Genomic DNA, 24,392 nt, shown 5'->3' on the forward strand with positions numbered 1-24,392 from the left:
GGTTGGTGGGGTTGGTGGGGTTGGTGGTGATGAGGGGGGTGTGGGGTGGGTGGTAGGTGAGGGTTTCGGCGGTGGCGCGGAGTTCGTTGAGGAGGGGGTCGATGTGGTGTGAGTGGAAGGCGCCGCTGACTTTGAGGGGTGTGGTCTTGCGTCCGATGGTGCGGAAGTTTTCGGCTGTGGTGTCTACGTCGTGGCGGTCACCGCTGATGACCACGGACCCGGGTGCGTTCACGGCCGCGAGTGAGATGCGTCCTTCGTGTTGTGTGAGGTGTTCGTGGAGTTCGTCGGGGTCGGCTTGGAGGGTGGTCATGGCGCCGGTGGTGGGGAGGGTTTGCATGAGGTGGGCGCGGGTGGTGATCAGGCGGGCGGCGTCGGGGAGGGTGAGGATCCCGGCGAGGTGGGCTGCGGTGATCTCTCCGAGGGAGTGGCCGGCGTAGTAGTGGGGGGTGAGGCCGTAGTGTTCGGTGACCAGGCGGTGCAGGGCGACCTGGAGGGCGAAGAGCGCGGGCTGGGCGTAGCGGGTCTGGTGCAGCAGCTGCGCCGTGTCGGTGTCGGTGTCCGGTTCGGCGAACATGACGTCCCGCAGGGGCCGGTCGAGGTGCGGGTCGAGGTGTGCGCAGGCTTCGTCCATGGCTGCGGCGAACAGCGGGAACGTCCGGTACAGCTCGTGTCCCATACGAGGGCGCTGGGTGCCCTGTCCGGAACACACGAACGCCAGCTTCCCCGCACCCGTCGCCACGCCTCGTACCAGGTTTTCGTGTTCCTCGTCGGCCTCCAGGGCCCTCAGGCCATCAAGGAAGGCTTCGCGGTCGGGGCCCAGGAGTACGGCACGGTGGTCGAAGGCCGTGCGACCGGTGGCCAGCGCATACCCGACATCGGCCAGACCCACCTCAGGGTGAGCTGTCAGGTAGGTGCGCAGTTGCGCTGCCTGCGCCCGCAGCGCCTGTTCGGACTTGGCCGACACCATCCACGGAGAGGAAGAAGTAGAGCCAGTGCCAGGTTCCCTGTCTTGTGCGGGTGGTGCCTGTTCGAGGATGACGTGGGCGTTGGTGCCGCTGACCCCGAACGACGACACCCCCGCACGCCGCGCGTGACCCGTCTCCGGCCACGGCACCGCCTCCGTCAGCAGCCGCACCCCGCCCGAGGACCAGTCCACATGCGGCGACGGCTCCTGGACGTGCAACGTCCGCGGCAACATCCCATGCCGCATCGCCATCACCATCTTGATGACACCCGCAACACCCGCCGCAGCCTGCGCATGCCCGATATTCGACTTCACCGACCCCAGCCAGACCGGTTGATCGTCGGGGCGTTCCTGACCGTAAGTCGCCAGCAACGCCTGCGCCTCGATCGGATCACCCAGCCGCGTCCCCGTACCATGCCCCTCCACCACATCCACATCCGCCCCGCCAACCCGCGCACTGGCCAACGCCTGCCGGATCACCCGCTGCTGCGACGGACCATTCGGCGCCGTCAAACCATTCGACGCCCCATCCTGATTCACCGCACTACCCCGCACCACCGCCAACACCCGATGCCCCAACCGCCGCGCATCCGACAACCGCTCCACCAACAACATCCCCACACCCTCAGCCCACCCCGTACCATCCGCACCCACCCCAAACGCCTTGCACCGCCCATCCACCGACAACCCCCGCTGCCGCGCAAACTCCAGGAAAATGCGTGGGGTCGACATGATGGCCACTCCACCCGCCAGCGCCATGGAGCATTCCTCGGCCCGCAGTGCCTGGCAGGCCAGATGCAGGGCGACCAGCGACGACGAACACGCCGTGTCGACAGTGACCGCAGGTCCTTCCAAGCCCAGCGTGTAAGCGATTCGGCCCGATGCGATGCTTCCCGCGCTGCCGGTGAGGATGAAGCCCTCGGCGGACTCCGGGGGCCTTGAGGCGTGTCCGACGGGGTAGTCCGGTGGATTGATGCCGGTGAACACGGCGGTCCGGCTGCCGCGTACGGAGGTCGGATCGATGCCGGCGTGCTCGAAAGCCTCCCAGGAGGTCTCCAGCAGCAGCCGCTGCTGCGGGTCCATCGCCAGCGCCTCACGGGGTGAGGTCTCGAAGAAGTCGGCGTCGAATCCGGCGGCGTCGTAGAGGAAGCCACCGTGTCGCGTGTAGCAGGTGCCGGATCGGTCCGGGTTCGGGTCGTACAGCCGCTCGATGTCCCAGCCACGGTCGGTGGGGAAGTCCCCGATCGCGTCCCGCTCCGCCACGATCAGCTGCCAGAAGTCCTCCGCGGACCGTACCTCGCCCGGGAAGCGACAGGCCATGCCGACAATGGCGATGGGTTCTTGCTCCCGCTCGGTGACCTCGTAAAGACGACGGCGAGTCCGGTCCAGGTCCGCGGTCACTCGCTTCAGGTAGCTAAGGAGTTCGTCTTCGTGCACCAAAGTGGGATCACTTTCTTGAGCGTCCTTGAACACGCATGGCCGCTCGGCAGAGGCAGCAGTCAGAAGCAGACGTTCATGGACTTATATGCCAGTGCGGAAGAACGGCGGTCGCATTGGACTTGAATGCACCTCGAGTAGCGGCGCGAGCGCCGCCGGTCCATGCCGAAGAGGGTTCGATGCGCCGAAAGAGTTCGACGCGCCGAGAAGAGCTCGACGCGCCGAGAAGTGTTCTGGGAGACAGTTGGGCCCGCTGTTCCCACCACGGGGGTATGGGAACAGCGGGCCCAGGCGGCCGAGATGGTGGCCGGGTATCAGGTGCGGTAGGCGTAGTACGCGGAGTTCGGGTACGACGAGAGGAGGCTGGACAGCGACCGCCGGTAGGTGTCGGTGTCGTGGTAGGTGAGGTACGGGACGCCGCTCGTGCTCCGGTACGAGGTGATCATGGTGTGATCCTTGGCGCCGTCCTTGTCGAAGTCCACCTGAAGGACGTCACCGATGTCCATCTGGTAGGCGTTCGTGAGGGCGGTGGTCCGCTTCGCGGTCTGCGTGAACCAGGACCACTCGTTGACGCCGACCCAGGTGTCGGACTGGCTCGACGTGTTGTACCACCAGGTGTCGTAGTCCTCGGTGGAGGTGGTGTCGTTTTTCCAGCCGCCCGCGTAGAGGGACTGGCTGATGTAGTTGGTGCAGTCCCCGCCGGCGCTGTTGAAGCGGCGGTATGCGGTGTTGTAGTTCTTCCAGTACTTCTCGGCGTACGTCGCCATCGCCGCGTAGTCGTACGTGGTGCCGGTGCCGAGGTTCTTGGGCTTGGCCGGCGCCGGGTACGTGGTGGCGGCGCGGGGGGCGTCGATGATGGCGCTCGGGCGCACCGGGGCCGTCTTCGTCGCCGGGACGGGCTCGTTGATCGCGCGGGGGCCCTTGTCCGTGCCGCGGACGTTCACCAGCTGCCAGGTGCCGTCCGTCTGTGCCGTGAAGGTGAGTTCGTGGTGCGCGGTGAAGCCGGTGGTCGGGGGCTCGTCGCCGCGGATCTTCTCGTAGGTGAGGGTGGTGGCTTCGGTGACGCGGACCGTGGCCTTCCGCCCCTCCACACGGGTGCTGTCGACGGTGGTCTTCGTGTCGGCGTCGCTGTAGGCCTCGCCGAGCACGGCCAGCCGGGCGCGCGTGTCCTGCACGGAGGCCAGGCTGGTGCTCTCCGCACGGGAGGCCGCGGGCGAGAGCCGCACGTTTCCCTGCGACTTCACTGCCGTGCGGGCGAGTTGAGGCCGGTCGAGCAGAGCGGCGGTGCGGTCGGTCAGTACGGCGTCCGCTATTCGGCCGAAGGACGCGATGGTCGTCTGCGTCGCCGCGGGCGCCGAGGCGTCGGCGGTGCCGGTGGCGTCGGCTGCGTGGGCGGCGGACAGGGGCAGCAGCGTGGCGGACAGCACGGTCGCGGCCACGGTTGAGTAACGGCTCAACGTCCGAGATCTCACTGGGATTCTCCTTGACCCCGGGTGGTCTGACCCGGGTGTCCGTCATCTTTGCACGTTCTCCTCAACCTCCTCAGTTGCTTCACGATATATCCGGTCTGATGTGGTCCCTTCGCGGTCGATCGCCACGCCTGCCCGCCCGCGCTACCCGCCGCCCCTACCCGCAGCCCCCGGACGGAGATGTCCGTGCCGCCTGCTATCCAGGAGCCATGGAAGACACGACGTACCCCGAATTGCTGGGGACCATCGATGAGTTCGCCGGGACGCTGGACCCGAAGGAGCGGGTAGCCCGCCTTTACGACCTGATGGCTCCGCTGCTCGACCGTGTTGCGCAGGAGGATGAGGAGTTCAGCGATGAGCCTGTGCTGACGCCCGCGGATGTGATGCGCGGGCTCCTTCACGTTGCCGCAGGTGAGCTAGCCGACGTCGATGCGGTCTATGACCATCTGACCGCCATGGGCCTGTACTACTGCGAGGATCAGGCCCCGGAGCGGCATGTGGTGTCCCAGACGGCGTTCGCTGCGGCGGTCTGGCTGCGCCTGCTGACCGGGCGGGAGTTGCGAACGACAAGCCTTGATGACGACGAGGATCTGGTCCCGCCGTTCGCCCCCTCGGAGTTCACGCAGATCATCGACCTTCTGGCCTGGACTCGATCGGGTCAGACGTACATGTTCTGGGGGGATGCCCTCACCAATCCCGACTTCTGTGATTTTCCGGCCGCTATACGTGAGCTCGGGGCGATGCACATGGAGATCACTGCCTCAGGGCGCCGGAAGAACGGGTGAGGGTGCTGTCATGGGCGACGCAACACAACACACGCTCCGTGGATTCGCGGAGGTCCTGGTCCGCCTGGGCATAGCGACGGAGGAGCAGGCCGCGGTCGGTCTGGCGGAAGCCGCCGGGATCGGCATGGACCTCGATGAGGACTTCGACAACCCCGACGAGCTGACCTTCCTCGTCGGCGAATGCGGCCTCGGCTTCCAGACGCCCGAAAAGGCGATGGGCGATCTCGAGGACGGGTATGAGGAGTTGCTGCTCGACGCGGCGGCGTGCGTGGGCGGCTCGGTGGTGGTCGACGATGTCGAGCTGGTGAAGGACGAGGACGGAGAGCAGTATCTGCACTTCCGGCGCAACGGCCGGTCGATATGGCACCCGGCGGAACACCTCTCCGACAGCACGCGCTACATGGACTGGAACACCACCTTCGAGGCCATAGGCGACCTCGTGCCCGGTAACGACGATCCACGGAGTTTTTACCAGCTGGACGAGGATTCCTATGACGCCTGGTGGCTTCTGCTCACGCCCGAACAGGCCGAGGGCCTGAAGGAGTTCGGTCTGCCGTTGCCGGTGGATGTCGGCAATTGGGTGCGTGACGAGATGCCCACGGCGGAACCCGGCACGCTCGCGTGGTACATGGAGGACGACCGCCTGCACGCCAGTGAGGAGTCCCGCCGGTGTCTCGACGAGTGGCTGACCCCCATGGATGCCGCGCTGGACCGGTGGCGTGCGGCCCATCTGCCCGGTGACTTCCCCTTCGACTACTCACCGGACTCGCTCTTGGCGCTGGAGAGGCTTGTGCTGGACCGTTTCGACGGCCCCGCCCCGCTGGAAGCGGCGGCCGGTGCCGGAGACGAGTTCTACACGGGAGCGGTGCGGTACGTGGGTGAGACCGCGCTGCGGATGTGGCCGTGCCGTTGGACGTACCGGCACTCCGACGACCCCTTGATGGTGTTCACCAACGAGCCGATGATCTGTCCCAACGCCCCGGGGAGATTCGCGTGGGAGGTCTCTCCCCGCTACGCGCTGCGCACCCTCGTACAAGACCGCACGCCTCATAGCCTGCGGGAGTACCTGAGCACGGTCGGGGATGCGGTCGACAGCCACCACAAGGCGCTCCGCGCCCGCACCCGTTAGCCGGCCAGTATCCAGCGGCGTCCGCTCGTCACGCCCGCCAGCTGTATCGGCGCTCCGGCCGGCCGGCGCTGCCGTAGCGCAGCGCCACATCGGCGTGGCCGGTGTCGTGGAAGTACTCCAGGTAGCGGCGGGCGCTCACCCTGGAGACGCCGGTGGCGGTCGCCGCCTCGGTGGCGGAGAGGGTGCCGTCCGCGTCGCGGAGCGCCCGTTCGATCAGGTCGGCGGTCTCCACGCTCATGCCCTTCGGCAGGGCGTTGCCCGCCGCGGGCGCGAACGCCCCGGCCAGGGCGCGGTCCACGTCGGCCTGGCCGCGGACGACGGTGGTGAGCAGGCGCCCGCGCCGGGTCGCGTACCGTTCGAGGCGGGGCTGCAGGTCCTCGTAGTCGAAGGGCTTGAGGAGGTAGTCGACGACGCCGTGGCGTACGGCGTCGCGCACCGCCTCGGCCTCGCGGGCCGCGCTGATGACCAGGACGTCGCAGTCGTGTCCGGCGGTGCGCAGCCGCGGGATGACATCGAGACCGAAGACATCCGGCAGGTACAGGTCGAGCAGGACGAGGTCGGGGCGCAGCTCGTCCACGGCCTTGATCGCCTGCTCGCCGGTGTGGGCGGTGCCGACGACCCGGAAGGAGGGGACTCGTTCGACGAATGTGCGGTGGACACGGGCGACCATGAAGTCGTCGTCGACGACCAGGACGTCGATGGTGCCGGTCGGCTCGGTCATGGGGCAGCTCCTTCCGCCACCGCGCCGGTGGGGTGGCCGACGGACATGCGCGCGGTGAACATGGCGCCCTCGGCCGTATTGGTGACCGCGATCTCTCCGCCGCGGCGCTCGCAGACGAGACGGGTCAGGGCGAGCCCGATACCGCGCTCGCCCTCTTGGGCGGCCTTGGTGGTGAAGCCGTGTGCGAAGACTTCCTGCGCGAGTTCGGGGGCGACGCCGGGGCCCGAGTCGCGGACCACGATCTCCACACTGGCTGCGTCCTGCCGCAGTTCGACCTCCACCCACGCCTCGTCATGCGGGACGCCGCCGTGGGGTGAGCGGTGCAGCGAGCCGTGGAGTGAGCCGTCTGGCTCGCCCGCGGTGGCCGCGTCGATGGCGTTGTCGACGAGGTTGCCGACCACGGTCGCCACGTCGGCGGCGTCTTCCGGGGCGAGGCGGCCAAGACCCGTACGGTCGGAGATGCGCAGGGCGACCTTCCGCTCGGCGGCCTGGGCGGACTTCGCCATCAGCAGCGCGGCGACGGCGGTGTCACGGACCCGGCGGCCGACGGTCATGTCGAGTGACTGGCGGCGCTGGTTCAACGCGCGGATGTAGCGCACCACCTCGTCCTGCTCGCCGATCTGGATCAGCCCGGAGATGGTGTGCAGCTGGTTGGCGAACTCGTGCGCCTGTGCGCGCAGCAGCTCGGAGGTGCTGCGGAAGGAGCCGATTTCGCGCTCCAGGTGGGCCAGTTCTGTACGGTCGCGCAGGGTGGCCACGGAGCCGAGCAGCCGTCCGTCCTTGGTGACCGTCATCCGGTTCATGACCAGGACCCGGCCGTGGCGGACGACGACCTCGTCACGCGGGCCCGCGGCGGTGTCCTGCGCCCCGGTCAGCACGTCGAGCAGCCGTCCGTCGATGCCGAGCTCGGCCACGGTCCGGCCCACGCTGTCCTCGGGCAGCTCGAGCAGCCGTCTGCCCACGTCGTTGACGAGGGTGAGACGGTGCTGTGGGTCCAGGGCGACGACGCCCTCGGCGATGCCGTACAGCATGGCCTCGCGGTGCTCGGCCAGTCCGGTGATCTCGCGTGGCTCCAGTCCGAGTGTCTGGCGTTTCACCCGCCGGGCGAGCAGCCAGGAGCCGACGACGCCGAGCGCACTGGCGACGCCTAGGTAGATCAGCAGATACGAGGAGGCGCCGCTGAGCCGCTGCCACACCGTCGGGGACGCCTCGCCGACCATGACCGTGCCCAGCCTCCGGCCCACGTCGTCCCCCGTCGTGCCGAGCACCGGCACCTGGGCCACCAGCTCCCGGTTGCCGTCCCAGGCCAGCGAGCCGGACCAGCCCCGGCCCGCGCCGACCCCCTCGCCCAGCGGCAGCCTGTCGCCGACCACCGTGGGGTTCGTCGAGCTGACGACGCGGCCGTCGCGGTCGGCCACCGTCACCGAGGTGACATCGGACTGCACCTGCGTGGAGTGCACCAGAGGGGCCAGGGCCTCGGCGGGCGCGGGTTTCATCAGCCGGCTGTGTACGAGCGGGTGGGCGGCCAGCTGCTCGGCCAGCGCGCTCACCCGCCGGCCTTCGACCCGGTTGAAGGTGGCCTCCGACTGTGCGAGCGAGACCGCGGCGACCGCCAGCAGCACCACCACGACGATGGCGAGCTGGAGCACCAGCATCTCGCCCGCGAGCGTTTGGCGACGGAACGCGGCGACCACAATGAACTCAATCTCTCCTGGTGACACAACCTGGGCGACTCTCCCGCCAGGCCGCACAATCATGACGTCCGCCGTGCGAGAAGCGAAAGGGAGGTGCCATGAGAGGACGTACCCGAGTCCTGTCGGGCACCGTCGCCCTCCTGCTCTCGCTGGTGCTCGGCGGCTGCGGCGCATGGCCGGACACCGGAGCGGCCGATGACGGTCTGCGCATCCTGGTGCCCAATACGGCCGGAGGCGGGTACGACACCACGGCCCGTACGGTGGCCCGTGTGCTGGAGGAAACCGGCACCGCCTCGGATGTGCAGGTGTTCAATCTGCCGGGCGCCGGTGGAACGGTGGGTCTTCAGCGGACCGTCAACGAACGAGGCAACGGCCGGCTCGCCCTCCAGATGGGCCTCGGGGTCCTCGGCGCGTCGCATGTCGTGCACGCACGGGTGACCGTACGGCAGACCACCCCGATCGCGCGCCTCATCGAGGAGCCCGAGGCGGTGGTGGTCCGCAAGGACTCGCCGTACCGCACGGTCGAGGACCTGGTCACCGCGTGGCGGACGGGCCCGCGGCGGGTCAGGGTCGGCGGCGGCTCCTCTCTGGGCGGCCCGGACCACCTGTTCCCCATGGAGCTGGCCAGGACCGTCGGAATCGCTCCCCGGCAGGTGAGGTACGTCGCCTACGACGGCGGTGGCGGCGATCTGCTGCCCGCGCTGCTTGACGGCAGGGTCGACTTCGCCACCAGTGGCATCGGTGAGTTCCTGGACCAGATCCAGGCGGGCCAGCTGCGGGTGCTCGCGGTCACCAGCGACCGGCCGGTGGCGGCGCTGCCCGGTGTGCCGACCCTGAAGGCGGCCGGTATCGACCTGGTGTTCCACAACTGGCGGGGGATCGTCGCCCCGCCCGGCATCAGTCCCGAGGACCGCAAGCGCTGGATCCGGACGCTGACCGCGCTGCACTCCTCGCGGCAGTGGAAGGCCGAGCTCACCCGGCACGGCTGGACCGATGCCTTCATCACCGGTGGCGCCTTCGGCGCCTACCTCGAGCGGCAGGACGCCGCGGTGGCCGACCTGGTCACACGCCTCGCACTCGACTGACCGCCGCTCGCGCGGTTGACCGCCTCTCCCCACGGTGCTCGTCCCGCAGGTCAACGCATGCCTTCTTTCCGTCCCTTTGATTCGTATGTACGTTCGAAAGGTATTCCGTATGACCACACACACCTGGTGGCTGCTGCTGATCCTGACGGTGGCGATCGCCGCACTGATCTACCTGATCAACTCACGGCTGCGCGTCCACCCCTTCGTCGCACTGATCGTCGTGACCGTCGCCACCGGACTCGCGGCCGGCGAACCGGTGGCCAAACTGATCGACTCGATCGAGGAAGGCGCGGGCGGCACCCTCGGGGACGTCGGTGTCACGCTGGCGCTGGGCGCCATGCTGGGCCGGCTGCTGTCCGACTCCGGAGCGACCGACGCCATCGCCCGCGGCCTCGTCGAACGCGCCGACACCCGCAGGCTGCCCTGGCTGGTCGGCGCGGTGGCGTTCGTCATCGGCATCCCCATGTTCTTCGAGGTGGGCCTGATCGTGCTGCTGCCGCTGATCTTCAGCGTGGCCCGTCGGCTCGAGGACCAGGGCGGCACCAAGGGCAGCCCGTATGTGCTGCTCGGCGTCCCGGCCATCGCCTCCCTGTCCACCCTGCACGGCATGCTGCCGCCCCACCCCGGCCCGCTGACCGCCATGACCGGCCTGCACGCCGACCTCGGCCTCACCCTCGTCGTCGGCGTCGTCTGCGCCATCCCCACCGTCATCCTGGCCGGCCCCGTCTACGCCCGCTGGATCGCGCCTCGGCTCCCCGAGGTCCGCCCGGACGCCGAGCTCGTGGCCCAGTTCACCGGCGCCGGACAGGGACCCGCGGCGCCTTCCTCGGGGCCCGGCGCGCAGTCGGGTACGGACGCGGCTCCCCGCTCCGGTGTGTCCGTCGGCCTGGCCGTGGCGGCCGTGCTCGTTCCGGTCGCGCTCATGCTGCTGCGTACCCTGGCCGAAACGCTGCTCGACGAGTCCAGCGGGCTGCGCGCCGGCCTCGCCTTCGCGGGGGAACCGCTGGTGGCGATGTTGGCCGGTGTGCTCTTCGCCCTCGGCGTGACCATCGTCGGCGGTGGCCGCTCGGGGGAGGAGACCCACGCCTCCCTGACCAACAGCCTCAAGTCCATCGCCGCGATCCTCCTCATCATCGGCGGTGGGGGCGCGTTCAAGCAGGTCCTTCAGGACTCGGGCATCGGCGACGCCATCGCGTCGGCCGCCGAGGGCGCCCATATCAACGTGATCCTGCTGGGCTGGCTCATCGCGCTGCTGTTGTCGCTGACCACGGGTTCGGCCACGGTCGGCATCGTCTCCGCGACCGGCATCGTGGCCCCGCTGATCGGTGGTGGCGGAGGCATGGAGGCGTCGCTCCTCGTGGTCGCGATCGGCGCCGGCTCCCTCGGCCTCAACTACGTCAACCACGCCGGTTTCTGGCTGGTGAAGGAGTCGTTCGGCATGGACCTCGCCCAGGCCGCCAAGACCCAGACCGTCGTCCAGACCCTGGTCAGCGTGCTCGGCCTGCTCATGGCCCTGCTGCTGTCGGTGTTCGTCTGACTCCGGTCGGCCGTCCTGGGCGAGGACCCACGTGGACGGCCCGCCGCCGGGGTACATGACCTGCAGCGGCCTCGGCGGGCCGTGCCGGCGGCCGGCGATGGCCGCGCGGCCCGACCCGCCGGGCCGTGCGGCCATCGGACACGGGGGAGCGCTGGGTGGACCACGAGCACGACGACAGCGGGGACAGGGCGTCGGTGCTGCGCGCCTGGGCCGACATCGCCACCCGCCAGGCCAACGAGGTGATGCGCCGCCCGGCGGACGACCCGGCGCGGAGAGCCGCGCTGTGGCAGGGCATCCAGCATCTCGCCGCCATCGCAGAACTGTTGTCCGCGGACGATCCGCTCCGGGACGACGTCATCGCCTCGGTGGGCATCCTGGTGTGCGTCTGGCTCGACAGCCGTGGGCCGGACCGGCAGCACGACGCGGTCCGGTCCGCACGGGAGTACGCCCTCTATCACCTGCGCTGGGCCGACCGCACCAGACCGCTCACCGACCCGCTCGCGGTGCAGGCCCGCAAAGCGCTGCTCTGGCTGCTCGTCCCGGAGCACTACGCGCGAGCCATGCGCGCCTCGCGCCAAGGCCCCCGTCAGGAGCCGTCGCCTCGCGCCCCCGGCCCGCAGCCGCTGACCGCAGCCACGCCGGACGAACTGGTGGAGGCCATGGACATTCTCCGGCGCCTCGCCGAGGCGCCTGAAGATTCGCAGCTGCTCCGACTGCTCGGATTCGTCGTGTCGGAGATCAGGCTGACAGTGTCCGATGCGGTGGCACCGCACGGGGAGAACACGACGGAGCCGACGGATACGGCTCCCCCGGAAAGCGTCGGCGATCCGTTGGCCGACGCCGTCCAGGGCGTGCTCGCCTGGGCCTTGGAGGACATCCCGCGGTTCACGGGTCTCCTGGTGTGGCTGTCCAACACCGTGTACCAACTCAGGATCTCCACCGAGAAGGCCGACGAGGAAGTGGCGGCCCTGGGCCTGGACCGACCGGTTTTCGCACCGCTGCGCGAGCTGTTGGCCGAGCTCAGATCAGGAGAAGGCGACCCCCGGGCGCTGGCCGAGGGCGCCCGTCGCAGCGCGGATGTCGCCCGGGACGCCCTACGGGAGTTGCCGGCGGGCGTACCCGAACGAGCTCGTGTCGCCAAGCTGCACGCTGCTCTGCTGCTGCAGGCCAACTTCCTGGTGCCCGGCACGATGGACTTCGACGAAGTGGACGAGGCCGTCTCGGAGCCGGACCCCGATCCCGCCGGCCGTTCCGGCCGGCCGGGCCAGGTCACTTTGGAGCAGTGGCTGACCAGTCTGATCGATTTGGTACGGGTGCAGCAGACCGGCGATCTGGCACAGCTGGAGAGGGGCGCTGCCCGGCTCCGGGAGATGATCGACGGGCTGTCCGGGGAAGGTGGGAAGGCCACGCCCGCCAGGCAGGCCATCGTCGCCGCCTTGGCTGGGCGCGTGCATTCGGCGGTGATGTTCGGGGGCAGTTTCCAGGCTGCCGACGCCGCCTTGACGATGGGCAGGGAGTTGCGCGCCGCCTACCGCCGCGACGGCTCACCACCGTCTACGGACATGGTCAACGCCATGGTCTTCGCGGCCCACCATGAGCTGGCCCTGGCCCGCCGCAGCGACGACCCCACCGTGCTGCCGCGCCTCATCGAGGAGCTGACCGATCTGTACGCCACCCTGCCGCCCGAGCAGGAAAACCGCTTCGCCATCGCCGCCACCCTGGCCGAGGTCCATCGGGAACAGGCTGCCCGCAGTCAGGACCTGGCCGAATTCCGCGCCGCGGCCCGGTACTTCCGGGACGTGGTGGAGACCGACCAGCGGCAGATCGCCGCATTGCTCGCACCGTTCTTCCCGGCCCTACGGGCCTCCGCGATGATCCAACTGGTCATGATCGAACCCAGCCGGGAGGCCACAGACCACGCCGTCGCGGAAGTTCATCGGATCCTCGAGGGACCGCAGCCCACCCCCTACCAGGAAGTCCAGCTGCGGTACCAACTCGGCCGGGCCCTGCTGCAGACAGCCCGCCATCTCGACGACCCGGTCCTGCTCGACCAGTCCATCATCGAACTGTCCCGGGTCCGCGAGCTGATTGACCAAGGGCACGGCCTGCCGCACAACGCCGACGCCTTGGCGCAACTGTCCGAGGCCTACTGGCTGCGCCGCGCCCGCCGCGGTCCGAGCGCCCGGGCGGACTTGGATGCCGGCCTGGCGGTCAGGGGCGAGGCGCTGGTCCGGCTGGCCTCGGACGTCCTTCTTCAACTCGGCTCCGAACACGGCCTGGCCGTGGCCCGCACCGGGGCGGCGCAGGCACTGTGGCTGGCCTACTGGAACACCGGGATCGGCCGCCCCGCCGATGCGGTGGACGCTCTGGAACTGGGCCGGGCCCTGGTGCTGCGGGCCGCCGCCGCGTCCCGCGGCATTCCCGAACTCCTTGAAGCCCGTGGCCACCCGGAGCTGGCCCGGCAGTGGCGCGCCGAGGTCGCCGCGGACCGGCTCCCACCCGATACCGCGGCCCCGCTCCTGGGCCGGTCCACGGAGCGGCAGATCCCGGGCACCTTGCGCCGCCGGGCACTTGACGCGCTGGGCGCGGGCAGTGCCGCCGACGCCCGGAAACTGCTAGGCCCTCCGGATCTGGCAGGGCTGAAGGCCGGTCTCACCACCGCCGGCACCGACGCGCTCGTCCATCTCGTCCCCGGGCTCGAACCCGGCCAGCCCGGCTTCGCGCTGATCCTCCGCCCCGACACCGGCGACGCCCCGCCCACCGTCCTCAAGTTGCCGCTGCTGACCCCCGGCAGCCCGCCGCTGGAGCGCTATCTCGACGCCACGGCCCGACGTTCCCAGGCCGCCACCGCCGCTGCCACCGCCACCGCCGCCGACTTCACGGCGGACCCGAGCGGACAGGCGGCGCCGGACCGGGAATGGGAGGCGGCGCTGCGCGAGCTGTGCGACTGGGCCTGGCCCGCCGCGATGGGTCCCGTCCTGGCGGCCGTCGGGCCGCTCAGCCGGCCGCCGCGGATCGTGCTGGTGCCCTGCGGGGCGCTCGGCGCGGTCGCCTGGCATGCGGCGCGCACACCGTACGGGCGCGATGGGCGCGCGCACCGGTACGCCTGCGAGGAAGCGGTGCTCAGCTACGCCCCCTCCGCAGCCGAGTTCCTGCGGGCCGCGGCCCGGGACCGGCTGCCCGTCGCCGCCGGACAGGTGCTGGTCGCCGACCCCGAACTCTCCCTCCTGTGGGCCGAGATCGAGACCGAGGCGCTGCGCGCGGCCTGCTACCCGGACGGCCTTTGCTACGGCGAGTTCCCCACGGCCGTCAGCGACGCGCCGGGCACCCCGGAGGACATCCTCGCTGTCCTGCCCGGCGGCAGCTCCCCGGCCGCCGCCGTTCTGCACATCTCCTGCCACGCCCTGGTCGGCCCGTATCCCACGCGCTCGGCGCTCTGGCTCGCCACTCCGCCGGACGGCCCCCAGGACGCCGGACGGCTGACCGTGGCCCGCATCCTGGACGGCACCGCCACCGGAGCGCCGGACGCCGCGGGTCCGCTGGTGGTGCTCAGCGCCTGCGAGACGGATCTGAGCACCCGCAACCATGACGAGGCCCTGACTCTGTCCACCGCCCTGATCGCCCGCGGCGCGGCCGATGTCATCGGCTCGCGCTGGGCCGTCCGCGATGCCTCGACGGCTGTGATGATGGCCGTCTTCCACGACTTCGTCGCCGCGCACGGCCTCGCCCCGGTGGACGCGCTGCGCGCCGCCCAGCTGTGGATGCTCGACCCGCACCGCGAGCCACCGCCCACCCTCCATGACGATCTACGCGGCGAAGCCGCCCGTATCGACCTCGACCAGGTGCACTTCTGGGCCGCCTTCACCCACCAGGGCAACCCGGCGGCGCAGAGCACGGAGTGAACGCATCGAATTCAGTAGATGCGTCGCCCGCGGGCGTCCGGTACGCCGGACTTCCGGAAGAAGTACGTGTTGATGTGGTCGCGCCACTCCCGGGCGCTGCGAAGCTGCTCCTCGTAGCGCTCCGCGACCCGGGCGTGGCGTGCCGAATCCACCAGATCCGCGAGCCCGGCCCATACCCGGCGTGCCTCCTCGACCTCTTCCACGCCCTCGAAGTGTGTGTCGTAGATGTGCTGGATCACCGTTTCGCCGCTGTGCAGCACATGTCCGTACGGCACATGGTGGAAGAAGAGCAGCAGCTCGTCCGGGCAGGTCTCCGGCGATTCGTACGTCTCCGCCCACGGCTTCGCGTACTGCTCCGCGTACCCGGTGCCGGTGGCCCGGCTGCGGTCGACGCCGACTCCGTCCCGGTCGGCGAAGTGGTACGTCCCCCACGGGCTGTACTCGTAGCCGTCCACGCTCGGCCCGTAGTGGTGTCCGGGCTGCACCATGAAGCCGATGCCGAGCGGTGCCGTGTACTTCTCGTACGTTCGCCAGGAGCCGTCCAGAACCGCCCGCAGCCCGCTGCGCAGCCGCGCGGGATCGGCGGTCTCCTCGGGGGCGAAGGACAGCTCGATCCACTCGTGCAGGATCGCGCGCGGGTCCGCGTCGGGCTGCCAGGCCAGGCGGCCGACCGCGTACAGGTTGGCCTGCGCCAGCGGATGTCCGGTCCAGAACCGGTCGTCACCGGCGCTCGACACCGCCACCAGGCCGCCGCCGCGTGCCAGATCGCCGACGCTCGGCCCGTCCTCCCCGCCCCGCCGGAACCGCAGCGCGTCGCTCCACATCGGTCCGAGCCAGCACACATGCTTCTGCTGCCCGGTGTACTCCTGGGTGGCCTGTATCTCCACCGCCAGCCGCGTGTTCGGCAGCGCGCCGATCACCGGGGAGACGGGCTCGCGCGTCTGGAAGTCCATCGGACCGTGTTTCACCTGGAGCACCGCGTTCGGCGCGAACTGGCCGTCCAGGGGCGCGAAGTGGTCGTAGGCCGCGCGTGCCCGGTCCACCGACCGGTCCCGCCAGTCCTGCCGGTGGTTGTAGACAAAGGCCCGCCAGTGCACCGTGGCGCCGTACGGGGCGAGCGCCGCGGCCAGCATGTTGGCGCCGTCCGCGTGGCTGCGGCCGTAGGTGAACGGGCCGGGCTGGCCCTCGGAGTCGGCCTTCACCACATACCCGCCGAAGTCGGGGATCGCCGCGTACACCCGGCCGGTCGTCTCCGCCCACCAGCCGGCCACCGCGGCGTCCAGCGGATCGGCGGTGGGCAGACCGCCGAGCACGACGGGCGCGGCGAAGGAGACGGACAGATGCGTCCGGATTCCGTACGGGCGCAGCGCGTCCGCGATCGCGGCCACCTCGCCGACGCGGTCGGTCAGCAGATGCGCCTCGGTTTCATGCACATTCACGTTGTTCACGGTCAGCGCGTTGATACCGGACGCGGCAAGCAGTCTGCCGTAGCAGCGCACCCGCTCCAGTTCGTCCCGCGAGCCCCGGGCCAGACCGTCCCGCCAGAACAACGAACCACCCGAGTACCCCCGCTCGACCTGGCCCATCACCGGATGCACCGCCACGTTGTCCCAGTGGTCCAGCATCCGCAGGGCCAGCGCCGGCCGGTGCGTCTCGCGCGCCCGCTCGCCACTGAAGGCCGCCTCGCCGAGCCGCACCAGGTGGAACAGCCCGTACAGCAGCCCGGCCTGACCCGCGGCCGTCACCCGGGTGACGGCCTCGGCCCGCATCAGCGCGAACCCCTCGTCCCCGAGCCGGTCCCCGTCCTCGCCCTGCCGGCCGAGCTCCAGCACCAGGTCGTACGGCGCGCCCTGCGCCCGCGCATCCCGTACGACCTCACCGCCGAACCGTGCGCAGGCGCTCGCCACTTCTCCGTGCACCGTGTCCACCAGTGGGCCCGTTCCCAAGATCAGCGTGCGCCGGGAACCGAGCGGGCGGAACACCTCGGGCGGCAGCCACGCCGGGTCCACGCCGCTGGGCAGCGCGGGCACAGGGACGGTAACGGATGCGGATGCTGTCACGGAAACCCCTGGTCAGTGCGGATCGAGCAGGCCGGACCGCGTGGAAGCGAGCGGGCGGCCCAAGTATGCCGTGTGCCCGTCGGGGCCGGGAGAGGCCCGCACCAACTGTGCGCGCTGGAGCACGGGGGTGGGACACGCTGTCAGTGCCCATCCGTACCATCCGGCCATGAGCATGATCGGAGAGTACGCGCGTCTGACCCCGGCCGAACTCGAGCGCGCGGTCCGCGACCCGGACTGGGCCCAGGAGTTCATCGGCGAGCTGATGGACACGGAGCTGGACGAGGGGCCCGCGACGTCACCGGCGCGCTGCCACGAAACCGACAAGGCCTGGCATGCCCTCGACTTCCTGCTGAGCCGCCTCGCGTTTCCCGTGAACGTCGTCTTCGGCGAGGAGGAAATCCCCGGGGCCGACGACTGGGGCTACGGGCCGCCCCGCTATCTCACGCCGGAGCGGGTGCGGGTGGCGGCTGAGGCCTTCGCCGCGATGCCTCCGGAGGCCCTGGTCAGCGGGGTCACTCCGGATGATCTCGTCCAGGCCGATATCTATCCCGTCATCATCTGGGTGGGCGACGAGTCGCTGGACTATGTGACCAGCCACTACCAGGCGCTGGTCCCGTTCTTCCAGGCGGCGGCCCGCGACGGGCACGCCGTGGTCATCTGGCTCGACTAGCGAGGCCGCGGATACGTGACGTTTCGGGCGGCGGCGCGAAAGGCCCTTGTGCCGGGCCGTCGGCCTGTAGTCGGCTGATCCTCATGAGGATCAAGAGGAAGCGGAGCGTGAGGAAACGGAGCGCTGCCACGCTGATCGCCGCCCTGGTCGCGGCGTCCCTCGGCGCCGGGGCGCCGAATCCGCGTGCGGAAGCCGCCGAAGCCGGCGTCGATCTGCCGCCGCCGACCGGTGTGTCCGTGGGGTCGGCAGTCGACCTCGACACGGTGACGATCCCGGAATTACAGGCGCGCATGGCGGACGGTTCGCTGACCTCTACGGCGCTGACCACCGCCTACCTGCGGCGGATCAAGGCCGTCGACCCCAAGATCCACGCGGTGTTGCGCACCGACCCGACGGCGTTGCGGCAGGCGGCCGCCAGCGATGTCAGGCATCGGAGCGGCGACACCCGCGGCCCGCTCGACGGGATCCCCGTCCTGCTCAAGGACAACGTGAACACCCGCGATATGCCCACGACGGCCGGGTCGCTGGCGCTGGCCGGCAGCCCGCCGGACGTGGACGCCGCCCTGGTGACCCGGCTGCGGAACGCGGGGGCGGTGATCCTCGGCAAGACCAACCTGTCCGAGTGGGCGAACTTCCGCGCGGCCAAGCCCACATCGGGATGGTCGGCGGTGGGCGGGCAGACCAACAACCCCTACGTGCTGGACCGGAATCCGTGCGGGTCCTCCGCTGGTTCGGGCGCCGCGCTCGCCGCGTCGTTGGCGCAGGTGGCGATCGGCACCGAGACGGACGGCTCCATCGTGTGCCCGGCCGGGATGAACGGGGTGGTCGGCCACAAGCCCAGCCTCGGGCTGGTCAGCCGGGCCGGCGTGGTCCCGATCTCCGCCGAGCAGGACACCGCGGGGCCCATGGCGCGCAATGTGATCGACACCGCGCTCACCTTGTCCGTGATCAGCGGCGCCTCACGCTCGGGCGGCCTGGACGGCCCGCGCGGCTCGGTCGGCCTCGCGGACGAGATGACGCACTCCAGCGGTCTGCGCGGCAAACGGATCGGCCTGTGGCGGCTGCCCTCGCTCGGGCCGCAGGTGGACGCCCTGATGACCCGTACGGCCGAGGAACTGCGCAACGCGGGGGCCGAGGTCGTCGAGGTGACACCTCCGTATCAGCAGCGCCTCGCCGAACTCGAGTTCCCGGCGCTGCTGAGTGAGTTCCACCGGGACGTCGACGCCTATCTCGCCACCCGTGGCGGCCCGCGCAACCTCGCCGAACTGGTCGAGTTCAACCGCGCCCATCCGGCGGAGCAGACCTGCTTCGCCGGCCAGGAGCTGTTCGAGCAGGCCCTTGCCGCGCCGCCCACCACCGACCCTGGATACCGGGCCATGCGCGCCGAGCTGCAGGATCTTTCCCGGCGTTCCATCGACGAGACCATGTCCGCCCATCGGCTGGACGCCATCGCCGCCCCGACGAACCCGCCCGCCTGGACGACCGACTGTGCGCGGGGCGACAACGATGTGATCCCCTCCTCAACGCCCGCGGCCGTGTCCGGATACCCGTCCTTGTCGGTGCCCGCCGGGTTCGTGGACGAGCTGCCCGTGGGCCTGCTGCTCATGGCCGGTGACCACCAGGACGCGGGGCTCTTGTCGCTGGGGGCGGCGGTGGAGCACCGGCTGCACGCCTGGCGAGCGCCGCGCTATCTGCCGACGGTGGGGACCGACGCCTCCCGGTGAGCGGTGAGCGGTGAGCGGTGAGCGGTGAGCGGTGTGCGGTGGTCAGACGGCACGGATGCGGTGGATGAACTCGGCCAGGTCGGCTGTCGACGCGCTGCCTTTTGTGGTGCTGAAGTTGTTGACGAGCCGGATCAGGGCACCGTACGCCTCGGTGTGGTTGTAGGACACGGTGTCCGCGACCCGCAGTGACCACCGCCAGTATCCGTTGAGCGTGTCCGCCAGGGGCATACGGAAGGTGGAGAGTACGTCTTTGAGGTCCGGTATCGTCGCGCCGAGCCCGTGCCGCGTGATGTAGGCGGTGAGGATTTCGGTGTAGAACGCGAAGTGCCGGGCCTCATCCCTGGCCAGTCGGTGCAGCAGTTCCCGCAGCACCGGTTCGGTGGCGACCGCCTTGAACCGCTGGTAGAAGAGTTGAGTGGCCTTCTCCTGCACCAGGGTGTAGGTGAATGCCTGGACCGGGCTCTCGTAGGGCAGCGAGAACTTCTTTCTGCCTTCCTCGGCCAGCTCCCGGAGCAGTGTGTCCGGGTCGCTGATACCGGCTTCGATTTGATATCTGGTCAGGACCGAGGCGTGCCGTTCCTCCTCGTTCGCCCAGGAGATCAGAAACCGGAAGTACTCGCGGTTGAAGCAGAACTCCTCGATGGCCAGGTCCTCATCGGACACCGGGAAGGCATCCAGGAAGTACGTGAGATACCCGGGAATGTGGTCCTCGATGAAGGTGATGAACCGCACGACCGAGCGGTCGGTCTCGGTGAGTTCTTCCGGCCGCAGCGTTGTCCAGGGCAACTCGTCGATGGACCAGTGGTGCGTATCGGCGCGACTCACCGCCTTCCGGGTCAGCTTCCCGAGCTCCGCGGGGTCGAGGGAGCGCCGGAGCGGTTCCGGAGGGGATTCGGGCGGGGCGGTGTCGCTCATGGTGCCTCCGTCGGTCCCATCCGGGACTTCAGCGCGCTCAGCGCATAGTGCTTGGTGGTGTAGCCCCAGCCGGCGTTGGCCGTCCGGAGATAGCGGATCAGCGGTTCGCTCATGCCCGGTGCCGCTCGTTCGATGCGGTCACGCTCGGCGTGGATCCGCTGTTCCCAGTCTTCGATGGTGCGGTGATAGTGCGCGGTGAGATCCGAGAGCGCGGTGAGGCTGAACCCGGCCGACTCCACCGCTTCCACGAGCGTGGAGAGCGGCACCATATCGGCGAATCCGAAGATGTCCTCGGTGACGTGCTTGGTGCCCGGCCGCCGCGAGAACTCCTCGTAGGCGGCGTGGTTCCGGAAGCAGCTTTCCGACAGATACAGCGATCCGCCGCGGCGCAGCAGTTCGTGTACCTTGCGCAGCACCGCCGTCCGGTTCGGCATATGCACGATCGAGCCGAGCATGGTGATCGCGTCGTACGGGCCGGCCACCTCGATATCGCTGAAGGAGCCGTGCTCCAGCGTGATCAGGTCCGCCACGCCCGTCGCCTCCGCCCGGGCTCGGATGTACTCGAGCTGGGGGCGTGACGGTGTCACACCGGTGGCATGGCAGCCGTACTCCTGGGCCATGAACAGGATCAGGCTGCCCCAGCCGCAGCCGATGTCGAGCAGCCGCTCACCGCCGGTGAGACCGAGTTGCCGCGCGACGAAGTGCAGTTTGTCGGTCTGTGCCTGATCGAGGTCGGTGTTCTGGTCGGTGTACAGTCCGGAGCTGTACTTGAGCCGCCGGTCGAGGTAGCCGGCGAACAGCTCAGCGGGCAGCTCGTAGTGCCGGTTGGTGGCCTGGTACGCGGCTTGGGGGGTCACGGTGGTCATGGTGTCGTCAGTTCTCCGCTGACGTAGGTGTGCACCAGGGTGACCAGTTCCTCGACGGTGTCGGCGGCGAAGACGGCCTGGTCGTCGAACTCGATGTCCCACTGGCGCTCCAGTTTGGAGACCACCCGCAGCAATTTCATCGAGTCGGCACCGGGCAGTGCCTTGAGGGGGTCGGTGAGACCGATCTCGGCGGGGGAGACCTCCAGTTCGGAGGCGAGATATTCGATGGTGATCGCGGCGATCCGCGCGCGGCTGGTGGGCTCGTGGCCGGTGGGTTCGGCGGTCATGACTCTCCCGTACCGTGGTCGAAGTAGTGCTGGACGCGGCCGAAGGCGGCATCGTCGAGCTGCATGAGTTTCCTGGCTTGTTCGGAGCGGATCGGCTGGTAGGTGCCGGTGGCCATGACGTGCAGTTCGCCCCCGGGCGCGGTGATCTCGGCTTCGGTGTGCAGCACTCCGTTGCCCCGGCCGCTGATCCGCGCGACGGTCAGATACGGTTCGCCCACCGCGAGCGGCAGCAGCATCTTGCTGCGCAGGGTCACGGAGAAGGCGAGCAGGCCGTGCACCAGGGCGAGGGTGTCGCCCATCACCTCGTCCAGCAGCACGTTCACAATGCCGCCGTGCACGATCCCCGGGTAGGAGGCGTAGTTCTCCGAGAATGTGGTCTCTGCGGCGTGGTCCCCGTTCGGCAGCCGCTTCAGACACAGCTTGAGCCCGATGGGGTTGCGCGGCGAGCAGCCGAAGCAGTTGAAGGAGGGCTCCGCGTGCCAGGGGAGTTCGATCGCCTCGCCGGCGGTGTGCTGTGCGGTGCTCATGCGGGGACCTTGCTGTTCAGCGACTCCTCGGCGATCGCCCGCCGTACATCGGACATCTTGGTCAGCTTGTGGCCGGTGAGCGCGGAGAAGTACTTGAACAACTGCTCACAGCACTTCGCCCATTCTTTGCCGTCCTCGTCGACCTCGGCGAAGTAGGCGAACATCTCGTCGATGGTCTCGTGGTTCTCCAGCTCGGGCAGGTTTCCCTTGAACCGGCTGACCGGATGGCGGTACAAGTCGCGGGTGGTGCCCATGTAGATGTACAGGGTTTCCACGACCGAGGCGCATTCCTGTGGCCGTTCGGCCAGCTGTTGCGCGGTGTAGTGGACGAACTCGCGTGCGTGGCGGGCCTCGTCGCCGCTGGCCTTCTTCAGGATGGCCGCGAGGACCGGCTCCTTCATGGTGCGGGCCACGCATTTGTACGCGTGGGTGGCAAGGACCTCGCAGATGACGTTGGTGGCCAGGGTGGCCGCCCGGGTGACTCCCGGTGGGTACGCCTCGCGCATCGAGGCGATCGTCCGGTAGTCGATGCCATGGCCCGCCAGCTGCAGCCAGGTCTGGAAGGCGAGGTGGTGCTGGATCTCCTGATAGCCCCAGATGCAGGCGAACTGCGAGAAGTCGTAGTCCATGGCGAACTCGTTGAGCAGGCCGTGGGTCGCGGCGATGACGTTCGACTCGCCCACGATGGCCCCCTTGGCGAACACGATGTGCTCGGGTAACACCAGATCGGGCCGGAACTCTTCCCATGGGATGTGGTGCAGCTCCCAGGTGGCGTGCTGATATTCGGCGAATATCCGGGCGCTGTGCATCCGGTCGTCCGCGAGCAGGGGGACCCCGGCCGGCGACTGTGTTCTGCTGTTCACACCCGTTCTCCTCGGTCTGGACTTCCGGTGGCGGGGTACGCCACTGCGCTGTCGCCGTCAGCGGCGGCCACCCGCCGCGCGGCCAGCACGCGCTGCCACTTTCCGCTGGTGGTGCGGGGGATCCAGCGGGGTTTGACCGCATAGACCCGCACCTGGGACAGGTCCAGCTCGGCCGCCACCCTTCTGCGGACCTCCGCGAGCACCGGGGCGGGGTCGGCATCGGTCTCCACGATGACGCCGATCCGCTCGCCGCCCTCGGCATCGGTGTCGGAGAAGGCGACGCAGCGGTGGCGATAGACGCCCGGCACGGTGCGCGCGACGTTCTCCACGTCGTCGGGGAAGAAGTTCTGCCCGTGCACCACGACCATTTCCTTGCGCCGCCCCGTGACGTACAGCTCGCCGTCGAGCAGGAAACCGAGATCGCCGGTGCGCAGCCAGCCGTGGTCGAACACCTCGCGTGTCGCCTCGGGGGCGCGGAAGTAGCCGGTGGTCACCGGCTCCCCGGCGATCTGGATCTCGCCGAGCGTGCCGTCGGCCGCCACCGCCCCGTCGTCACCGACGATCCGCAGCTCGATGCCGTGCACCGCGCGGCCCACCGAAACCACCGGCTTGGCCGCGGGCGCGGCCTCGTCGACCGTGCGCGCGACACGGGTCGTGGCGAGCTCGTCGCGGTCGACCGTACGGATCTTCGGGATGTCTCCGGGGGCGGGGTAACTGATCGACAAGGTGGCCTCGGCCATGCCGTACACCGGGTACATCACCGAGGGGCCGACGCCGCTGGACGCCAGTGCCTCGGTGAACCGCCGCACGGTGGCCGAGCTGACCGGCTCGGCGCCGTTGAACGCCAGCCGCCAGCTGGACAGGTCGAGCGCGGCAAGTCGCTCGGCCGACACGCGGTCGAGCAGATAGTCGTAGGAGAAGTTGGGCCCGGTCATCACCGTTCCGCGGTGCGCGGCGAAGTATTCGAGTACCGTGCCCGGCCGCCGGAGAAAGGTGGTCGGCGAGAACGCGTGGACATCGGCCCCGTTGAGCCAGTGGGCCTGCAAGCCGATCAGACCCATGTCGTGGAAGGTCGGCACCCATTGGACGAACACGTCGTCCGGGCTGAAGGCGCCCGAGACCACGCAGGCGCGCAGACCGGCCATGGTCGTACGATGCGGCAGCATCACGCCCTTGGGCAGACTGGTGCTGCCGGAGGTGAACTGGACGATGGCCAGCGAGTCGGGATCGACGGTGGGCAGCGTGAGCGGGCTGCCGGTGCCGCTCGGCGATGGCGGGGGCACCAGGGCCACCCCGGTGGCCATTGTGGTGAGTTCGTGGCCCAGTTCTTCATGGTCCGCGTCCAGTACGAGGTGGCGCAGACCCGCGACGTCCGCGATGCGCGCGAGGCGGCGCGCGGTGTCCCTCGGGTCACCGAAACCGGCCTGGACCGGCAGCACACTGATCGCCGCACCGGCCCGCCAGAGGCCGAAGACCGTGGTGAAGAACCGGGCGGCGGTGGGCACCAGCACGCCCACGATGTCACCGGGCCGCACCCCGGCACGCAGAAACTCGTGCGCCGCGGCGGCGGAAGCGATATCGAGGTCCGCCGCGGTGATGTCGTCGCCTGCGGTGGGAAATCTCGCGCGGGAGTCCGGTGAGGCCTTCGCCAGCAGGGTCAGGCTTTCTCCGAGGGTCTGTCCGTCCAGTAAGGCAGGTCGCATGGGTCGCTGCACACTGATTCCCCTATCGCGGGTCGAAGACCAGATTCATGCATT

17 protein-coding genes and 1 pseudogene are annotated in these 24,392 nt (G+C 69.6%); 7 read left to right on the forward strand and 11 right to left on the reverse strand.

From position 1 onward, the window contains the following. Both ACFV2X_RS33760 and ACFV2X_RS33765 read right to left on the reverse strand, forming a co-directional pair. Positions 1–2,401: pseudogene (locus ACFV2X_RS33760) on the reverse strand (type I polyketide synthase); the annotation flags it as partial. A 314-nt stretch (positions 2,402–2,715) separates the two neighbouring features. Beyond that, positions 2,716–3,858 carry an amidase domain-containing protein gene (locus ACFV2X_RS33765; RefSeq protein ID WP_385623947.1) on the reverse strand — a complete coding sequence of 381 codons (1,143 nt, stop codon included), beginning with the start codon at positions 3,856–3,858 and terminating at the stop codon, positions 2,716–2,718. A 221-nt stretch (positions 3,859–4,079) separates the two neighbouring features. Here ACFV2X_RS33765 and ACFV2X_RS33770 point away from each other — a divergent pair, with 221 nt between their 5' ends. Together ACFV2X_RS33770 and ACFV2X_RS33775 are read left to right on the forward strand one after the other, a co-directional pair. Next, a complete protein-coding gene (locus ACFV2X_RS33770) occupies positions 4,080–4,655 on the forward strand; it encodes a hypothetical protein (protein ID WP_385623950.1) in 576 nt (191 codons plus the stop codon). A 10-nt stretch (positions 4,656–4,665) separates the two neighbouring features. Beyond that, positions 4,666–5,784, forward strand: coding sequence for a hypothetical protein (locus ACFV2X_RS33775; RefSeq protein ID WP_385623952.1), 1,119 nt, complete (start codon positions 4,666–4,668; stop codon positions 5,782–5,784). A 28-nt stretch (positions 5,785–5,812) separates the two neighbouring features. Here the strand turns inward: ACFV2X_RS33775 and ACFV2X_RS33780 are convergent, their stop codons facing one another. Further along, positions 5,813–6,505, reverse strand: a complete 693-nt coding sequence (locus ACFV2X_RS33780) for a response regulator (protein ID WP_385623955.1) — start codon at positions 6,503–6,505, stop codon at positions 5,813–5,815. Next, positions 6,502–8,199, reverse strand: coding sequence for an ATP-binding protein (locus tag ACFV2X_RS33785; protein WP_385623958.1), 1,698 nt, complete (start codon positions 8,197–8,199; stop codon positions 6,502–6,504). The genes ACFV2X_RS33780 and ACFV2X_RS33785 overlap by 4 nt, the downstream gene beginning before the upstream one ends. Before the next feature lie 98 nt (positions 8,200–8,297). Between ACFV2X_RS33785 and ACFV2X_RS33790 the strand changes: the two genes are divergently transcribed. From ACFV2X_RS33790 to ACFV2X_RS33800, 3 genes are all read left to right on the forward strand, one after another. Beyond that, positions 8,298–9,284 (forward strand): Bug family tripartite tricarboxylate transporter substrate binding protein, encoded by a 987-nt coding sequence (locus ACFV2X_RS33790; protein ID WP_385623961.1) that lies wholly within the window; start codon positions 8,298–8,300, stop codon positions 9,282–9,284. A gap of 109 nt (positions 9,285–9,393) precedes the next feature. Then, entirely contained in the window at positions 9,394–10,821 is a 1,428-nt protein-coding gene (locus ACFV2X_RS33795) for a GntP family permease (protein WP_385623963.1), read from the forward strand. A gap of 155 nt (positions 10,822–10,976) precedes the next feature. Beyond that, positions 10,977–14,723, forward strand: coding sequence for a CHAT domain-containing protein (locus ACFV2X_RS33800; protein WP_385623965.1), 3,747 nt, complete (start codon positions 10,977–10,979; stop codon positions 14,721–14,723). A gap of 11 nt (positions 14,724–14,734) precedes the next feature. Here the strand turns inward: ACFV2X_RS33800 and ACFV2X_RS33805 are convergent, their stop codons facing one another. Then, a complete protein-coding gene (locus ACFV2X_RS33805; protein ID WP_385623967.1) occupies positions 14,735–16,783 on the reverse strand; it encodes an alpha-glucuronidase in 2,049 nt (682 codons plus the stop codon). A gap of 166 nt (positions 16,784–16,949) precedes the next feature. Between ACFV2X_RS33805 and ACFV2X_RS33810 the strand changes: the two genes are divergently transcribed. Both ACFV2X_RS33810 and ACFV2X_RS33815 read left to right on the forward strand, forming a co-directional pair. Beyond that, complete coding sequence (locus ACFV2X_RS33810; protein ID WP_385623969.1) at positions 16,950–17,453, forward strand: YfbM family protein; 504 nt, start codon at positions 16,950–16,952, stop codon at positions 17,451–17,453. An 83-nt stretch (positions 17,454–17,536) separates the two neighbouring features. After that, positions 17,537–19,177 carry an amidase gene (locus ACFV2X_RS33815; protein WP_385623971.1) on the forward strand — a complete coding sequence of 547 codons (1,641 nt, stop codon included), beginning with the start codon at positions 17,537–17,539 and terminating at the stop codon, positions 19,175–19,177. Positions 19,178–19,219: 42 nt separating this feature from the next. On the opposite strand, the gene ACFV2X_RS33820 is transcribed toward ACFV2X_RS33815, so the two are convergent. Genes ACFV2X_RS33820 through ACFV2X_RS33845 form a run of 6 tightly spaced genes read right to left on the reverse strand, consistent with a single transcriptional unit; the run spans position 19,220 to position 24,338 of the window. Continuing rightward, positions 19,220–20,092 (reverse strand): acyl-ACP desaturase, encoded by an 873-nt coding sequence (locus tag ACFV2X_RS33820; RefSeq protein ID WP_385623973.1) that lies wholly within the window; start codon positions 20,090–20,092, stop codon positions 19,220–19,222. Continuing rightward, entirely contained in the window at positions 20,089–20,958 is an 870-nt protein-coding gene (locus ACFV2X_RS33825) for an SAM-dependent methyltransferase (protein WP_385623975.1), read from the reverse strand. The genes ACFV2X_RS33820 and ACFV2X_RS33825 overlap by 4 nt, the downstream gene beginning before the upstream one ends. Then, positions 20,955–21,245 (reverse strand): acyl carrier protein, encoded by a 291-nt coding sequence (locus ACFV2X_RS33830; protein WP_385623977.1) that lies wholly within the window; start codon positions 21,243–21,245, stop codon positions 20,955–20,957. Before ACFV2X_RS33830 ends, ACFV2X_RS33825 begins: the two co-directional genes overlap by 4 nt. Beyond that, the gene (locus ACFV2X_RS33835) at positions 21,242–21,772 is read right to left on the reverse strand and encodes a PaaI family thioesterase (protein ID WP_385623979.1); all 531 of its coding nucleotides are present in this window, start codon (positions 21,770–21,772) and stop codon (positions 21,242–21,244) included. The genes ACFV2X_RS33830 and ACFV2X_RS33835 overlap by 4 nt, the downstream gene beginning before the upstream one ends. Beyond that, positions 21,769–22,635 (reverse strand): ferritin-like domain-containing protein, encoded by an 867-nt coding sequence (locus tag ACFV2X_RS33840; protein WP_385623982.1) that lies wholly within the window; start codon positions 22,633–22,635, stop codon positions 21,769–21,771. Before ACFV2X_RS33840 ends, ACFV2X_RS33835 begins: the two co-directional genes overlap by 4 nt. Beyond that, positions 22,632–24,338 (reverse strand): AMP-binding protein, encoded by a 1,707-nt coding sequence (locus ACFV2X_RS33845; RefSeq protein ID WP_385623984.1) that lies wholly within the window; start codon positions 24,336–24,338, stop codon positions 22,632–22,634. The genes ACFV2X_RS33840 and ACFV2X_RS33845 overlap by 4 nt, the downstream gene beginning before the upstream one ends. Between the last annotated feature and the right edge of the window lie 54 nt (positions 24,339–24,392).

Origin of the sequence: Streptomyces sp. NPDC059679 (assembly GCF_042734105.1) — a bacterium.
In the GTDB taxonomy this organism is placed as follows: Bacteria; Actinomycetota; Actinomycetes; order Streptomycetales; family Streptomycetaceae; genus Streptomyces.

Coding starts and splice junctions, on each gene's coding strand:
- ACFV2X_RS33770 (WP_385623950.1), top strand. CDS start 4,080: ATGGAAGACACGACGTACCCCGAATTGCTGGGGACCATCGATGAGTTC.
- ACFV2X_RS33775 (WP_385623952.1), top strand. CDS start 4,666: ATGGGCGACGCAACACAACACACGCTCCGTGGATTCGCGGAGGTCCTG.
- ACFV2X_RS33780 (WP_385623955.1), bottom strand. CDS start 6,505: ATGACCGAGCCGACCGGCACCATCGACGTCCTGGTCGTCGACGACGAC.
- ACFV2X_RS33790 (WP_385623961.1), top strand. CDS start 8,298: ATGAGAGGACGTACCCGAGTCCTGTCGGGCACCGTCGCCCTCCTGCTC.
- ACFV2X_RS33795 (WP_385623963.1), top strand. CDS start 9,394: ATGACCACACACACCTGGTGGCTGCTGCTGATCCTGACGGTGGCGATC.
- ACFV2X_RS33810 (WP_385623969.1), top strand. CDS start 16,950: ATGAGCATGATCGGAGAGTACGCGCGTCTGACCCCGGCCGAACTCGAG.
- ACFV2X_RS33815 (WP_385623971.1), top strand. CDS start 17,537: ATGAGGATCAAGAGGAAGCGGAGCGTGAGGAAACGGAGCGCTGCCACG.
- ACFV2X_RS33820 (WP_385623973.1), bottom strand. CDS start 20,092: ATGAGCGACACCGCCCCGCCCGAATCCCCTCCGGAACCGCTCCGGCGC.
- ACFV2X_RS33825 (WP_385623975.1), bottom strand. CDS start 20,958: ATGACCACCGTGACCCCCCAAGCCGCGTACCAGGCCACCAACCGGCAC.
- ACFV2X_RS33830 (WP_385623977.1), bottom strand. CDS start 21,245: ATGACCGCCGAACCCACCGGCCACGAGCCCACCAGCCGCGCGCGGATC.
- ACFV2X_RS33835 (WP_385623979.1), bottom strand. CDS start 21,772: ATGAGCACCGCACAGCACACCGCCGGCGAGGCGATCGAACTCCCCTGG.
- ACFV2X_RS33845 (WP_385623984.1), bottom strand. CDS start 24,338: ATGCGACCTGCCTTACTGGACGGACAGACCCTCGGAGAAAGCCTGACC.